Annotated in this window: 15 protein-coding genes; 4 read left to right on the top strand and 11 right to left on the bottom strand. The window is 56.1% G+C overall.

The features are described 5' to 3' along the window. Positions 1-10: 10 nt before the first annotated feature. Positions 11-1,393 carry a dihydrolipoyl dehydrogenase gene (lpdA, locus tag CKW16_RS09395; protein WP_095128169.1) on the top strand — a complete coding sequence of 461 codons (1,383 nt, stop codon included), beginning with the start codon at positions 11-13 and terminating at the stop codon, positions 1,391-1,393. A gap of 224 nt (positions 1,394-1,617) precedes the next feature. After that, entirely contained in the window at positions 1,618-2,637 is a 1,020-nt protein-coding gene (locus tag CKW16_RS09390) for a branched-chain amino acid aminotransferase (protein ID WP_095128168.1), read from the top strand. 188 nt (positions 2,638-2,825) lie between these two features. Here the strand turns inward: CKW16_RS09390 and CKW16_RS09385 are convergent, their stop codons facing one another. The 10 genes from CKW16_RS09385 to CKW16_RS09340 form a co-directional block, all read right to left on the bottom strand. Beyond that, positions 2,826-3,590: a LuxR family transcriptional regulator gene (locus CKW16_RS09385; protein ID WP_095128501.1), complete on the bottom strand. Its 765-nt coding sequence runs from the start codon at positions 3,588-3,590 to the stop codon at positions 2,826-2,828. Positions 3,591-3,679: 89 nt separating this feature from the next. After that, a complete protein-coding gene (locus CKW16_RS09380; protein ID WP_095128167.1) occupies positions 3,680-4,273 on the bottom strand; it encodes an aminodeoxychorismate/anthranilate synthase component II in 594 nt (197 codons plus the stop codon). Next, complete coding sequence (locus tag CKW16_RS09375) at positions 4,270-5,745, bottom strand: anthranilate synthase component I family protein (protein ID WP_095128166.1); 1,476 nt, start codon at positions 5,743-5,745, stop codon at positions 4,270-4,272. The genes CKW16_RS09380 and CKW16_RS09375 overlap by 4 nt, the downstream gene beginning before the upstream one ends. 539 nt (positions 5,746-6,284) lie before the next feature. Then, positions 6,285-7,157 (bottom strand): alpha/beta fold hydrolase, encoded by an 873-nt coding sequence (locus tag CKW16_RS09370; RefSeq protein WP_095128165.1) that lies wholly within the window; start codon positions 7,155-7,157, stop codon positions 6,285-6,287. A 29-nt stretch (positions 7,158-7,186) separates the two neighbouring features. After that, on the bottom strand, positions 7,187-8,071 hold the full coding sequence (locus CKW16_RS09365; protein ID WP_095128164.1) for a DMT family transporter: 885 nt from the start codon (positions 8,069-8,071) through the stop codon (positions 7,187-7,189). A gap of 7 nt (positions 8,072-8,078) precedes the next feature. Further along, positions 8,079-8,690 carry a flavodoxin family protein gene (locus tag CKW16_RS09360; RefSeq protein WP_095128163.1) on the bottom strand — a complete coding sequence of 204 codons (612 nt, stop codon included), beginning with the start codon at positions 8,688-8,690 and terminating at the stop codon, positions 8,079-8,081. 4 nt (positions 8,691-8,694) lie between these two features. Next, complete coding sequence (locus tag CKW16_RS09355) at positions 8,695-9,381, bottom strand: iron-containing redox enzyme family protein (protein ID WP_095128162.1); 687 nt, start codon at positions 9,379-9,381, stop codon at positions 8,695-8,697. Next, positions 9,374-9,928 carry an acetyltransferase gene (locus CKW16_RS09350; RefSeq protein WP_095128161.1) on the bottom strand — a complete coding sequence of 185 codons (555 nt, stop codon included), beginning with the start codon at positions 9,926-9,928 and terminating at the stop codon, positions 9,374-9,376. The genes CKW16_RS09355 and CKW16_RS09350 overlap by 8 nt, the downstream gene beginning before the upstream one ends. Before the next feature lie 13 nt (positions 9,929-9,941). Next, complete coding sequence (locus CKW16_RS09345; RefSeq protein ID WP_095128160.1) at positions 9,942-11,297, bottom strand: phenylacetate--CoA ligase family protein; 1,356 nt, start codon at positions 11,295-11,297, stop codon at positions 9,942-9,944. 315 nt (positions 11,298-11,612) lie between these two features. Then, a complete protein-coding gene (locus tag CKW16_RS09340) occupies positions 11,613-12,512 on the bottom strand; it encodes a LysR substrate-binding domain-containing protein (protein ID WP_095128159.1) in 900 nt (299 codons plus the stop codon). 105 nt (positions 12,513-12,617) lie between these two features. On the opposite strand from CKW16_RS09340, the gene CKW16_RS09335 reads away from it, so the two are divergent. Further along, positions 12,618-13,226, top strand: a complete 609-nt coding sequence (locus tag CKW16_RS09335; protein ID WP_095128158.1) for a LysE family translocator — start codon at positions 12,618-12,620, stop codon at positions 13,224-13,226. Here the strand turns inward: CKW16_RS09335 and CKW16_RS09330 are convergent. Next, positions 13,223-13,987 carry a helix-turn-helix transcriptional regulator gene (locus CKW16_RS09330; RefSeq protein WP_095128157.1) on the bottom strand — a complete coding sequence of 255 codons (765 nt, stop codon included), beginning with the start codon at positions 13,985-13,987 and terminating at the stop codon, positions 13,223-13,225. The genes CKW16_RS09335 and CKW16_RS09330 overlap by 4 nt on opposite strands. A gap of 82 nt (positions 13,988-14,069) precedes the next feature. Between CKW16_RS09330 and CKW16_RS09325 the strand changes: the two genes are divergently transcribed. Further along, a complete protein-coding gene (locus tag CKW16_RS09325; RefSeq protein WP_095128156.1) occupies positions 14,070-15,191 on the top strand; it encodes a cytochrome P450 in 1,122 nt (373 codons plus the stop codon). The last annotated feature ends 40 nt before the right edge of the window (positions 15,192-15,231 follow it).

The following is a 15,231-nucleotide window of genomic DNA, read 5'->3' as shown; positions in this document are numbered from 1 at the left end:
TGGAGCAGGCATGCAAACTCTGAACACCACGCTGCTGATCATCGGCGGCGGCCCTGGCGGATATGTCACGGCGATTCGTGCCGGTCAGCTGGGCATCTCGACCATTCTGGTGGAAGGCGAATCCCTGGGCGGTACCTGCCTGAACATCGGCTGCATTCCGTCCAAGGCGTTGATCCACGTCGCCGAACAGTTTCACCAGACGCAGCACCACAGCCAGCACTCGGCGCTGGGCATCAGTGTTTCGGCGCCGACGCTCGATATCAGCAAGAGTGTCGAGTGGAAGGACGGCATCGTTGACCGCCTGACCACGGGCGTTTCGGCGCTGCTGAAAAAGAACAAAGTCCAGGTCATTCAAGGTTTTGCGAAGATTATCGATGGTAAAACCGTAGAAGTCGGCGACACGCGCATTCAGTGCGAGCACCTGGTGCTGGCCACCGGCTCGAAAAGCGTGAACCTGCCAATGCTGCCGATTGGCGGCCCGATCATCTCCTCCACCGAGGCCCTGGCGCCAACGTCTGTGCCGAAACGGCTGATCGTGGTCGGTGGCGGTTACATCGGTCTGGAGCTGGGGATTGCCTACCGCAAGCTCGGCGCCGAGGTCAGCGTGGTCGAGGCTCAGGATCGTATCCTGCCGGCCTACGACGCCGAACTGACGCAGCCTGTGCATGACGAACTGAAAAAGCTCGGCATGAAGCTTTACTTGAAGCACAGCGTCCAAGGCTTTGATTCTGCTAGTAATATACTGCAAGTGCTTGACCCGAATGGCGACACCCTGAACCTGGAAACCGATCAGGTGCTGGTGGCCGTCGGCCGCAAACCGAACACTCAAGGCTGGAACCTCGAAGGTTTGAACCTGGACATGAACGGCTCGGCGATCAAGATCGACAACCGCTGCCAGACCAGCATGCGCAACGTGTATGCCATCGGCGACCTGAGCGGCGAACCGATGCTCGCGCACCGAGCCATGGCTCAGGGCGAGATGGTTGCCGAACTGATCAGCGGTAAATCCCGCGAGTTCAACCCGACTGCCATCGCCGCCGTGTGCTTTACCGACCCGGAACTGGTGGTGGTCGGCAAGACACCGGACGACGTCAAGGCGGCGGGTCTGGACTGCATCGTTTCCAGCTTCCCGTTTGCGGCCAATGGCCGGGCGATGACTCTGGAATCGAAAAGCGGCTTCGTGCGGGTCGTGGCGCGGCGTGACAATCATGTGATTGTCGGCTGGCAGGCGGTCGGTGTGGGTGTGTCGGAATTGTCGACGGCGTTCGGTCAGAGCCTGGAAATGGGCGCGCGGCTGGAAGACATTGCCGGCACCATCCACGCGCATCCGACCTTGGGCGAGGCTGTACAGGAAGCGGCGTTGCGAGCCCTTGGCCACGCGCTACACCTCTAACTGATCGTTCCCACGCTCTGCGTGGGAATGCAGCCCGGGACGCTCCGCGTCCCAAAGCGGACGCAGAGCGTCCATTGAGGCATTCCCACGCAGAGCGTGGGAACGATCAAAGGAACGCAATCTGGGCTGCGAAATGGGCCCGGAATGAAGTATTGTTGTCCCCATCCAGAAAAACGTCAGAAGCCTTGAACCGTTTCGGCGGTTGTTAAGTGATAGAGGGTGTCATGGGTAACGAAAGCATCAATTGGGACAAGTTGGGTTTTGACTACATCAAGACAGACAAGCGCTATCTGTCGCACTGGCGTAATGGCGAGTGGGACAAAGGCACCCTGACCGAAGACAATGTGCTGCACATCAGCGAAGGCTCCACTGCCCTTCACTATGGCCAGCAATGCTTCGAAGGGTTGAAGGCCTATCGTTGCAAGGACGGTTCGATCAACCTGTTCCGCCCGGACCAGAACGCCGCACGCATGCAACGCAGCTGCGCGCGCCTGCTGATGCCTCATGTGTCCACCGAGCAGTTCGTCGAAGCGTGCAAGGAAGTGGTTCGCGCCAACGAGCGTTTCATCCCGCCTTACGGCACCGGCGGCGCGCTATACCTGCGTCCGTTCGTGATCGGCGTGGGTGACAACATCGGCGTGCGTACCGCCCCCGAGTTCATCTTCTCGATCTTCGCCATCCCGGTCGGTGCCTACTTCAAGGGCGGCCTGACCCCGCACAACTTCCTGATCTCCAGCTACGACCGCGCCGCCCCACAAGGCACCGGTGCAGCCAAGGTCGGTGGTAACTACGCGGCCAGCCTGATGCCAGGTTCCCAGGCCAAGAAAGCCCACTTCGCCGACTGCATCTACCTGGACCCGATGACCCACACGAAAATCGAAGAAGTCGGCTCGGCCAACTTCTTCGGGATCACCCACGACAACAAGTTCGTGACCCCGAACTCGCCGTCGGTCCTGCCGGGCATCACCCGTCTGTCGTTGATCGAGCTGGCAAAATCGCGTCTGGGTCTGGAAGTGGTCGAAGGCGACGTGTTCATCGACAAGCTGTCCGACTTCAAGGAAGCCGGCGCTTGCGGTACTGCTGCGGTGATCACCCCGATCGGCGGCATCAGCTACAACGACAAACTGCACGTGTTCCACAGCGAAACAGAAGTCGGCCCGGTCACCCAGAAGCTCTACAAAGAGCTGACGGGCGTACAGACCGGCGATATCGAAGCGCCAGCGGGCTGGATCGTCAAGGTTTGATTTGACACCCTCGCTGTATCGAAGCCCTCCATTGCTTTGGCGATGGGGGTTTTTTTTTGGTTCTTCACGCAATCCCGGAAAATACAGAAACAAAAATGCCGATTGGACGGATGATTGCCAGGGCCTCGTAAGCCGGGTTCGCTGGCCGCTGCATACCGGTCAACTGGAAGAGATAAACAGATCGTTCGCTACAGTGAAATCAAACCCTGCGCTAACGCCACGCCTACCGCTTGCCGACGGCTGAAAGAGCCCAGTTTTCGACTGGCATTGGCGATATGAAAGTTGATGGTGCGTTCCGAACAGCCCAGGATGCAGCTCATTTCCCAAGTCGTTTTACCCACTCCAGACCATTTCAGCACTTCACACTCTCGCAGGGTCAGGCTGCGGAATTGCCCGCCTGGTTCTTTCAAGTGTTTCTGTGAGCCTTCCAAAAGGAACGGAATCAGCATGAATAGCTTCCCCAGGGCGGCATTCAGATCATCGTCGAACTCGTCATTAGAATTCATGCATTGAGCGACATTGAGTGACCCGAACCTTTCATTACACCGCAAAGGAATGCTAACCCCTTGTAAAAGGCCGTACCCCTCGCGTGCCTTCCAGAACTCATTAGACCTGCCCCGCGCCTGTCCCCGTGCTGCCCCCCAAAAGAGCGGCACAAAGTGGTGACGACAATGCCTGATTATCGGGTCCACCTGAATAAAGTTCTCATCCTTGTATTGCCTGAGCCAATCAGAAGGGTAAGACGTTATGATCCTATTAAAGGGGTCATTCGTTGTAGAGGAGCCCAGGCTCAACAAGTAGCGATCATAACCGATTCTACGCAGCACCTTGCGTAAATGGCTTTCCCAGTCACGCCGGTGCAAATCCTTGGCCAGAACGGAGAAATCATCCAATACCTCTTCGAAGTTAATCCTCAGGGGTTCTTTATTTCTATATCTATATAAGTCATCCACGATGAATCCCTGCACTCATAGAAGCTTTTTTTTCGTTACTGCAACATTGAAAACACGGGTTGCGGTAGAAGCAACCCGTTACCCGCCGCTTATACCTCTGCTTTGCGACAGTGCTGTTCTATAAAACTTTTAAATATGCCAAGACCATCCTCCGTCAAAATGCTCTCGGGATGAAACTGGACACCCTCTATCCGATGCTCAACATGCCGCACCCCCATGATGTATCCGTCATCACTTGAGTTGGATGTCACGGCCAACTCCTCGGGCAGGTCTTTGTTATCGATAATCAGCGAATGGTAGCGTGTCGCCTTGATCGACTTGCCGTTAGTATGGGCGTACACACCTTGGCCGTCGTTTTCTATCATGCTGACCTTTCCATGCATGACATGGGCAGCCCGAATGACCGAGCCACCGAAGGCCAGGCCAATTGCCTGATGCCCAAGGCATACACCCAATATGGGCAGACGCCCTTTAAAGTGCTGGATCACCTCGATATATCCGGCGTCCCGTGGATGACCGGGTCCAGGTCCCAGTACACAAAAGTCCGGGCCATACGCTTCAATCCTTTTAATCAGATCCGGAACATCATTGCGCTCTACGTGGGTTTCCAGACCTAACTGTTCAAGGTACTGACTGATAATAAATACAAAGCTGTCATACGCATCAATCAGAAAAACTTTCATTGCAGCATCTCCTTTCCGGTAACGGCGCGATAAACAGACCCCATTTTGTAGAATGTTTCAGTCCACTCTTTATCCGGAACCGAGTCTGCGACGACCCCTGCAGAAGCCCGCAAGTAATAAGTGCCGTCTTTATGAACTGCCGAACGAATACACAACGCCGTATTGACGCTGCCATCAAACCCGATAAGGCCGACTGCTCCGGCATATATTCCACGGCGGTTGTTTTCCATGCTTTCGATAATCTGCATCGCCCGAATCTTCGGCGCACCCGTCATGGTTCCTGCCGGAAAAGACGCCTTGATAACATCAAAGGCATCAAACCCTTTTCGCAATAAACCGCGGACGTTTGACACCATGTGATAGAGATGAGAGTACTCCTCTACCAACATCAACTCGTCGACCTCAAGTGATCCTGGCTGGCAGACGCGACCGATATCGTTTCTGCACAAATCCACCAGCATCAAATGCTCCGCCCGCTCTTTTTCAGAGCGCGTCATGCTCAAGATCAACTCGCTGGAGGGTACACCGGGGGTTTTTCCGACCGTTCCGGCGATCGGTCTCATCTCGATCAGCTCATCCTTGATGCGGACAAACAATTCGGGACTGGCGCCGATCAAGTCGACCCCGCCCAAATTGGCCAGGTACATGTAGGGTGACGGGTTGTTTTTGCGCAATGCCCGATATACGTCAAAAGGCTTGATCGGCGTATCAACCTGAACTTCGTGGCCCAACTGAATTTGATAGATATCACCTTGGCGAATGTGCTCCAGCGCCGTGTCGACCCAACCGAGGAACTGGTCTTTTTCCACGGTATCGCGAGCAACCGTAACGGAAGGGTAAACAATCGGCGCGTCAGAAGCCGCCATGCCCCCAGCATCGGCCAACAGCGCGACATAGTCATCGGTGCTGTGGGACTTCCATAGAGAACAATTGTTAACCATGACGTCCACGGTTCCGTTGGCGTGGAAATACACCAGCGTCTGAAACACGGTCAAGGCAATAATCGGATAGTTATTGGTTCGTTCGGTCAGGTCCGGAATATCTTCGACAAACCTGACACTGTCATAGGAGAGGTAACCAAAAAAAGCGAGGCTGGGATTAGACTGGCGTGGAACATCAAAAGGTGTTTGTAACGCACGTAATAAATCCCATACAGCATCGTTCGAATCAACACCAATATTTCCACTGCCGTCCAGAATAATTCCCCGCTCTGACAGTGAACTTCTTAAATGAGCTATGAGCCGCTCATTACCCTCAAGTGTCGCGTACCCCTCATAAATCTTAACTGCCAGTAATGGTTCCATCCCGATGATAGTCGCCTTACGATCGCGGCTGGGGCCAGACAGCGATTCGAGAATAAAGGTCTTATCGGGCCCTAACGCTTTTGCAGCCGCTTCATATACAACAAGCGGATCGCATTTCAAGCGCTCAGTGTGTAACTGAACACTGACGGGGGTGGGTATCGCACTCATAAATCACTCCTTTATTATTGCCAAACGCTCACACAGATGAGAGTCGAACGCACAGGCCGACGCCTCAAACTGCCAAGCAGTTCAATCAGCTTAATTATTGATTTAGAGGATCCATCAAACAGGCGGGCGCACAGGGTCACGCAAAGAGATGCCTCGGAAAAGAGACAGAACTTTACCGCACCATTCGTGTAGTACGACTTTCGAAATAACAACCACGAAAGATCGAATCACAGCGTTCGGCCGTTTAATGAATCACTATTTTGGGGTGTTTGACTGAAACAGACAGCAAGACACCGGCGGTTGCTGAATTAGCGACGCCAGATATTGCTTTTGAAAACCGAAAGATGGGCAGTGTTTGACTCGGATGAGGATCCGAGGGAGTTTTTCAGCACTGATAGTCGGTAATACATTTAAGACTTCCTGTGTCTTGAAAGGCATTGCAGGAGTAATTCCTGAATGCCCATCGGATACTACTCATAGGTTCAATACGGGTCAACCTACAATTACCCAGGCTTTACTTGCTGTTCCAAAAATCGCCGTCAGTCGAGAAACCGCTGGATAGCGTCCAGGGTCTGGTCGGCGCACTCCAGATACGGAACATGCCCGGCCCCCTCAATGATGCAGACACTTGCCTGCGGCAAGAGGCTGTAGACCTCGTCCAGACAGGAAACATCAAACACCCGATCATTGCTCCCCCAAACAATCAAGGTCCGGGCCTGAACGTCAGCTAGCCGCCTTTGAAGCGGGTAGAGGCCAGCGTCCTTGAAGTCCCCCAGTATTTTCCCGACCCTCGCATAGCGAAGCGCACCCTTGATAGCCAGAGCCTTTGCCAGAAAGGCCGGGACCTTGGGGACTCGAGTAAATACGATCGCCCAAAGCCCCTGCATTTCACTGACAGACCGATAACCAAACGGATGCTTGCCAGACTCAAAAAACTGGCTCATCGCTGGACTTGGCCTTACCGCTTGCAAGCCGGCGGGCGCGATTGCGATTAAACGGGACACCGCTGCCGGATATGCGACGGCAAAAAGGCAGGCGATGCAGCCGCCAATGGAACTGCCGATCAATACGACGTCGTTGAGGGACTGCGCATCAAAAAACGCCTTCAGCCGCTCCACTTGTGCCGCGGGACCGTAGCTTTGCGTGCCGTCGAACGAGGACTCGCCTTCACCGGGAAGATCCAGAAAAACGCAGTTGTAAGACTCCACCAACGAATAAATCCGCGGTCCCCACTGATCCTTACTGGCTCCTAATCCATGGAGGAACACCAGGGTGGGCTCGGCCTCGCGGCTGCTCGAGTGCAGATAGGCGATATCGTAACCCTCTGCCTTCCAGCGGCGGATTTTGAGTCCGTAGCGAAACCGGTTTTGCCAACGCAAGGCGAACAACGCCAACTGTCCTGGCCACTTCATGAACAATCACCTCCCAACGGGTTTGCCGATCAATCGGCCGGGTTGTTGCTTGCGCAAACCTGCCGGGGTTGCAGGCGAACCTGGCAAAGCCCGACTCCGGCCAAAACCGCCACACCGCCGACGACGAGGCTCAGCGACAGGCCTTCTTTCAGAAGAAGCTGGCTGACCGCGACGGCAAACACCGGCACCAATAACAGAAACGGCGTCAACCGCTGGACAGGGTGTCTGCCCAACAGCCAATACCACAGGCCAAATCCGATCAGCCCACCACTGACCGCGGTATACAACACAGCGGCCCAGGCCGTCGGGCTGGCCGTGAGGACTGAACCCCACGCGTGCCCCTCAACCGCAGCCGAAACAATCAGCAACTCCGGCGCAGCGATCAATGCTGTCCACGCGCTGATCGCCACCGGGTTGAAAGGTCCCCATCGCTTGGTAAGCAGCGTTCCTACGGCGAAGACAAAAGCCGCAGCAATCACCAGCAATATGCCCGATAGCGCACCGCCCTTGCCGACGCCGCCCAGCACCGTCAGCACGCCAAGCAGCGCGATGACAATTCCCCCTACGACGGGCAATGCGATACGCTCCCCCAATACCGCAAAGGCCAGCAAAAGAGTGAAAGGTGTCGCAAGTTGGTAAGTGATGGCAGACGTCGAGGCATCCACTCGCGAGATGCCGCAATACAGCAATCCGAAATGGAGTGCCCCTACCAGAGAAGCAATCCAGAACACTGGAAGCCATTCGCTGCGTTTGGGAATTCCGCAAAAAGGCATCAACACAGCGGCCATCAAGGCGAAGCGCATCGCGACCATCAGAATAGGCGGAAGCTCTTGCCCGCCAATTTTAACCGCCGTCACTTGTGCCCCCCACAAGAACGCCACCAGTACGGCTATCAAAGAATCTCGAATAGGCATTTATCCATCATCCCGTTTGAAATTGGACTTGTTTGAGCAGGCGCAAACGCTCGGCGCCGCGACGGGGTCGTTCGTTCAACTTGTGATAGTGCTCGACGAGGCGATCCAGGGTTTCGCGCAGTGCCTGCTCCGCTTCCGGGTCCTGAACGAGTTGCGTGTTGAACGTGGCCGGAAACCCCGAACCGACCAACACCATTTTGTTCAACAGTACGTTGAGCACCACCTGGCCAAATACCGCCGTGTGACCGTATCGACGCCCCACCACCGCCACCGCTGCAAGCTTGTCCCTTAACGGGCGCTCCCGGGGACGCATGAAGCCATAGCCCACGCGCTCCAGAAACGCCTGGAAACGGCTGTTGGTTCCATAGGCATGCATCACCGGCAGGTACAGGATGGCGTCCGCTTTGACCATTTCATCAACGATGTTGGCGACATCGTCCTGCAGGGAACAATCGATGAGTGAACAGGCGTTATCGGCATCGCAGTAGTCGATACGGTAATCGCGAAGCCAGAGATCTTCGACCGAGGCGCGTCCTTCCAGGTGGCGTCGAATCAACGACACCACCCGACTGCTGACCCCGTGTGCCCGGTTTGACCCGACAATGACGATCAGCTTCATCAGGTCAGGACGCCTTGGCCAATGTGGCGTGGGCGAGACGTTCATATTCCAGCAGCGACTCTTCCAGCAACTGGCCAGTGAGGTACAACGTCACCCTCGCCACTTCTTTGATCAGCGCGCGCTCTTCATCCGTCTTCACCGCGCGCTGCATCGCCAGGCGCACTTCTTCGGAATGCTTTTCATCGATAGTCGAATGAGCGACAAAGAACGTCATCTGCTCGTCTTTAAGCCCCAGGTCTACGCGGAACTTGTTCAGGATAGGCTGGATGTGGTCATACACTTCTTCTGCCCAATAGCTGTACCCCAAGCGGGCAATCGGCCCCAGGCGGATCGCCACATCGTTCAGATAAGCGATCAGTGCCTGAGTGGGAGGAAGCGGTGCAGGCATCGATGCAGGCAAGGCACCGATGGATTCCAAGTCACGAATGACCATTTTCTCGTGGCCCAGCTCTTCAAGCGCGTGCTTGTAAACGAACCGCAGCAGCGTTGTCTGGGACGGATCCGCGCTGAATGCACAAGCCGCCTGATTGATCGAGTTGAACCGGGTGTAATGATAAACCTGAAGCATTACCTGCTGATAAAGCTCGACCGTAATGGTCTGCTCAAGACTGTGATTCCAATAGCGACCTTTTTTGATTTTGGCCCATCCACAGTCGACAATGGCATCCAGTTCTTTAAAAAATTTATCCATGAGCTACTTTCCCTTTGATGGTGTTAAAGACGGTTTCCAGTTCCAGGTAAACCAAACTGTAATCACGTGATGATTGACGGTTCGTCCAAGTAATGTCGTCGGCCAGAACATGCCCTCCGATATCGACATACAAGGCAGCCAGGCGCCCCCGACACAATGCCGAGATGTATCGAAATTGCGTATTGGCCTTCAACCAAATGGCTGTTTGTAAAAGAAAGAACCTTAAGTGCAAACCGCCTCGGTACTTTTCATCCAGCACCAGCCGATTGGCATCAAAAGAATCCATTGGATGAGCAAAGTAATGCCCCACATTAACGACCCGCTCGACAAAGCTTATGCCATGCCCTAACGGGGTAATTCGAATGGCGCCGACAATCTCGTTTCCATCCAGATAAGCCATGTGGTAAGAGTCGGTATCGCGTATTGCCTCGGCATCGGAAAAGCTTTCCTCGCTGGCGGGGTTGTCACCAATGTAGCGCGATCTTAAAGCGCGGACTTTCTGGAACAGTTCACTTTTCGCCGACACGATTTGCACGGACATGCTCATACAGGGCCCTCGACTATCGGCTGCGCTGGTCGACAATTCGCGCTTCTTTCCAGCTGAACCAACTGCCCAGATTCACGTGGTCATCAAGGTCATCGACCATCATGATGGTCGCCTCCACCCCTAGGCGCTCACGCACACGCTCTCGAATCAGCAGCGTCAATTGGCTGCGATCACCTTGGTAAAACCTGGACATTTCCATTTTGGCGATCACCGTATCCCTGCTGTTCACGCAGTTGATAACGATTTGATACCCCAGGCATTGCTCGACACCTTCAAGTAGCGCCTGCTCGATCTGGCCCGCCGTGAAGGCGTTGCCGTTCAGGGTCATGGCGTCTTTGACACGCCCGACCACTTTCATCACTTGCGCGAGGGCGATCGGTTGTTTCGGAGCTTTTTGAATGGAGACCAGGTCGCCCGTACGGTAGCGAATCAAAGGTTTCACGCCGTCGATCAGCATGGTGACACACAGCTCACCCTCGCCGCTGTCACCCAGACTTTCGCCCGTTTGCGGGTTCAACACCTCAAAGATGTAATTGAGCCGATGAGGCATCAATTGGTCGCTGGTATTGGCAGCGGCAATGATCATTGCTTCCTGGGAGCCATATAGACTGTTGTACGCTTCACAGCCCCAGAGGCTGTACAAGTTGTTCTTCAGGGCTGGCGTACACAGTTCACCGCTCATCATGAACGCGCGCAAATGAAAGTCCTCGCGCGGGTTGAGGCCCAGCCGCTCGGCCTCCTTGGCCAGTGCCAGCAGCAGACCTGGGGCCGAAGCGACTACGCCGATACGCAAGTCTTTCATCAACTGGAGCGTCTTGGGATAGCCAATGACCGGGGAATGTGGCCAGATTTTGGCGTTACAAACACCCAGTTGATGACAGACATCACCCAGGGTGTCACCGAACGAATGCACCTCAGTCGGCCCCATGACGCCTACAACGGTTTTCTCCGTAGGGAAATGTTTCTCCAACACCGCCTGATAGGCCATCGCGAGTTGCTTGTTACTCGCGTAACTTTCTTTTTTATCTCGCGGGCAAGGCGTCGCCGGGCCGGTCGTGCCGGTGGTTTCATAATAATAAATGCTGTCTTCCAGCGTGCCAGACAAAATGTCCAGCATGGACTCTCTCAAATCGTCCTTGGTGGTAAAAGGCAGTGAAGAAAGATTTGCCAGCGTGACGCCTTCAACATCGATATGTTTAAAGTGCTTGCCGTAGAAAACGGATTTGCTCTTGACGTGTCGGAGCACGGCGTTAAGCCGTTCTTCGTGCCAATGCTTAAGGTCGTCTTCACTTAGTGTATTGGTCCAGTACGCCCGATGAATATCGTCATACTTTATGGTGAACTCATCAAACCCCTTTCTTGCACCCATCACTTGCTCCCTCATCGACATTTATGTTCTTCGCCATTAAGGCTGCCCTCTCTGGGTGCAGACATTAACAAGCCACGAAAAACCATATACCTGTCTACTGAAGCAGTTGTTGGCGCGAAAACTATATGCTAGTGCCGACCTCTCAAGTGGGGAGGCTTGTCTGAGTTCATGAGAATTATTGGATTCCATGGCCATATGGCCCTGCGCCGATGACCTGTTAGGAAGGTGGCCGAGGAGTATCCATAGATAGCGGATTTGCCCCTAGACCGATAAGAGTAAGTTTGAGGGTTCGAGTCGTTTAGAGCCCTGGGTTCGTCAGATGCCTTGAAACCCATCCTGAGCAATCCGGGCAAACAACCACTCCACAAACACCCGTGTCTGCACCGTCACGTCCGGCGCAACACCGTAGTAATAACGCGGCAATGGCATCCGCAACTCGGGCAACGGGCAAATCAGGCGACCGCTCGAGAGGTGGGTGCCCAGCAAAGAGGTCGGGCACAAGGCAATGCCCTGTCCATCCACGGCGGCCTCAAGCACCAGGTGCATGTGGTCAAACTGCCGGGTGACCTGAGTGGCTGACTTGCCTTGACCAAAATGCAGGGCCCAGTTGTGCCAATCTTCGCGACGCGCCTTGGCGGTCAGCAACGTGTGCTGGCTCAGGGACGCGATGTCTTCAAGGGCCAGGCGCTCGATCAGCGAGGGTGCCGCGACCAGCAACAGTTCGTCTTCGAAAAGTGCTCGCGCCTCAATCGCCGGCGCCCAGTCGTCACGACCACGGCGAATGACGATGTCGAACCCGTCGCGTGCATGATCCGGTGCCTGGGTTTGGGTGATCACCTGCGGCTTGATGTCCGGGTGCTGCGCAATGAAATCCACCAGCCTGGGTGCTAGCCAAAGCATCGCAAAGGATGGACGGACATTGATCTTCACGGTCGGCAGCGAGGCATGTTGCTTGAGTTCAGCCGCGGCGTTGGCGATCTGCGCCAGCCCGGCACTGACCTGCTCATAAAAGCGCTGACCGGCCGGCGTCAGCACCGATTGACGGACACGCCGCTCGAACAGCAGCACACCCAGGTGCTCTTCAAGCAATTTGATATGCCGGCTGACGGCACTGTGACTGACATGCAGCTCTTCGGCCGCCAGGCTGAAACTCTGATGACGAGCAGCAACGGCGAAGGCGCGAACAGCATTAAGCGGCGGTAGTGGATTTGTCATGCGTCTAATTTAGTCACATATGCACCGCAATTAAAGCGTTTGTCACACCCACGTCGCCACGCCAATCTGCCCGCACGCAGCCAGCGCCACCTGACGGAGCAAGACATGAACAGCTACGGACTTTTTCTACTGTTTGCCACCCTGACCATTTTGAGTCCGGGGCCTGGCGTGCTCCTGACCCTGTCTAACGCAGCTCGCCACGGCTGGACGGGGGCCGTGCCGGGCATTCTGGGGATCGCGTCGGGGGCGTTTATCGTCGCCGCCATCAGCGCCACCAGTGTCGGCCTGATCCTCAGCACCTCCGCCAACGCCTTTACCGCGTTGAAATACGCAGGGGCCGCCTATTTGTTGTACCTGGGTTACAAAAGCTGGCGCTCGGCTGGTATCAACACGCTGCTTGAAACGCGCCCCTCAAGCCCGGGCTACCGTTTCCTTGAAGCGGCTTCGATCCAGTTTTTGAACCCCAAAGCAGTGTTTTTCTTTCTGGCGGTGTTCCCGCAATTCATCGACACCTCCGCGCACTTCTCCACCCAGTTCTTCAAGTTGGTGGCCTCCTACGGCGCACTGGTGATTCTGGTGCATGGCAGCTATGCCTTGCTCGCCAATGCCGCCAAAGGCTGGTTATCCAGCCCGAAGGGTTCCTGGCTGGCGGCGAAAGTCTCGGGCGTGACCTTCGCCGGTTTCGGCGTGCTGATGGCCTCGGCCAGTCGCTAAGGCGCAGAGCTGGCGATCGCTCGGCGTCTGGTCTCGGTGGAAGCGGGTTGTGCTGTCGATACCTGAATCGGCAGTTCAACAGCGAACCGACTGCTGAGTTCCTTTCGCCCCGTCGCCGTCAACGCCAGCGCGCGGCTGTCCAGGTCCTGAGTCACCCATTTTCGCTTGATCGCCGTTTGCAACAACGCCGCCCCCAACGAACCGCCCAGATGCGGCCGGCGCATGCTCCAGTCCAGACATGGGCAGGCGAAGCGGCGGCGCAACGTACTCAGGTCCTTGACCTCAATACCCAATCCTTCAAACAACGCCTCACCGCTGTCGCTCAGCTGATAGACCTGTTCATCGGTTTCCAGCAGCCACCCCGCTTCGATCATCCGGTCATGCAGCAGCACCGCCAACGTGCCGGCCATGTGGTCGTAGCAGGTGCGGGCGAATTGCAGGCGATCCGGGGTCCGCGAATTGAAGGTCGGCGCGGCGTTCTGGCCGATCACCATCAACGCTTCCAGCGCTTGGGCGACGCGCTTGTCCGTCAGGCTGTAATAGCGATGTCGGCCCTGCACATGCAGCCGCACCAGCGCCAAATCCTTGAGTTTGGCCAGGTGCGCGCTGGCGGTGGAGGCGCTGACTTCGGCAATCGCCGCCAACTCAGTGCTGGTGCGGGCGTGGCCGTCCATCAGCGAACAGAGGATTTTCGTCCGGGCCGGTTCCGCGATCGCGGCCGCCACCTGAGAGACGCCGATGTCGTGCTGTTCTACGTTCATATTTCGCTCCCGGACGAATCAAGGCCCTTTCGGACTGGAGATAGTAGCAACACTTTTCCAACCACGAACAAGGCTGCGACCCATGGACCCGATCATCGCTGCGACTCATGCCGATCCTTATCCCTATTACGCGCAACTGCGCGCGGAGGGCGGGCTGGTTTTTCACCAAGGACTGAATGTGTGGGTGGCGAGTAGCGCCCGAGCCGTTGCGGCCGTGCTGGCGCACCCTGACTGTCATGTCCGGCCTTCCCACGAACCAGTGCCCAAGGCGATCGTTGGCGGGATGGCCGGCAAGATCTTTGGTCAGTTAATGCGGATGAATGAGGGCGAACGGCAGCGTTGCCCAAGGTCGGCGATTCAACCGGGGTTGGCGTTGATTGATGCAGATGAAGTCAATGCGCTGGTCCGCGCTCGCCTGATCACTCCGGGCGCCGATGGGTTGTACAAGGCGATGTTCCGAGGGCCGGTGTGCGTGGTGGCTGCATTGCTGGGGTTCTCTCCGGCTCAGGGCCGGGCTATCAGCGAACTGACCGGAGACTTCGTCGCGTGCCTGTCGCCCCTTGGCGATCAGGCGCAACGGGATGCAGCGCACGTTGCGGCGGAACACTTGAGCGGATATTTCGTTGAGCTGCTGGATGACCCGAACAATCAGAGCGCCCTGCTCGCCGGGATCCGCCAGCGCTTCGCGGCAACCTCTGGCGACTCTGAAACGTTGATCGCCAACCTGATCGGGTTGTTCTCCCAGACCTATGAAGCCACCGCCGGGCTGATCGGCAATGCGCTGGTGGCGTTGATTCGAATCCCGTCGCTGCACAGCGAATCGACACCCGTGGACGACTTGATCGCTGAGGTTCAGCGCTTCGATCCGTCGGTGCAAAACACTCGCCGGTTTGTCGCTGCGCCTTGTGAAATCGACGGGGTAAGCCTCAATTCAGGCGATGTGATTCTGGTGCTGCTGGCCTCGGCCAATCGCGATCCACAGCTCAATAACCATCCCGACGTCTTTCTTCTTTATCGTCCAGAACGACGCAGCTTCACCTTTGGTGCGGGGCGGCATCAATGCCCGGGACAGGCATTGGCCCTAAGCATTGCCAGCGCTACGTTGAAGGAAATTCTGGCGATGAAACCTGCTTTGGATCGCCTGACCTGGCGCTACCGACCTTCGCTGAACGGGCGTATTCCGCTGTTTAACGATTTGCCGTAAGACCGTGTCAACTGATCGTTCCCACGCTCTGCGTGGGAAT

Origin of the sequence: Pseudomonas sp. Irchel s3h14 (assembly GCF_900187425.1) — a bacterium.
In the GTDB taxonomy this organism is placed as follows: domain Bacteria; phylum Pseudomonadota; class Gammaproteobacteria; order Pseudomonadales; family Pseudomonadaceae; genus Aquipseudomonas.
The sequence above is the reverse complement of the archived record's forward strand: the minus strand, read 5'-3'. Positions and strand labels throughout refer to the sequence as shown.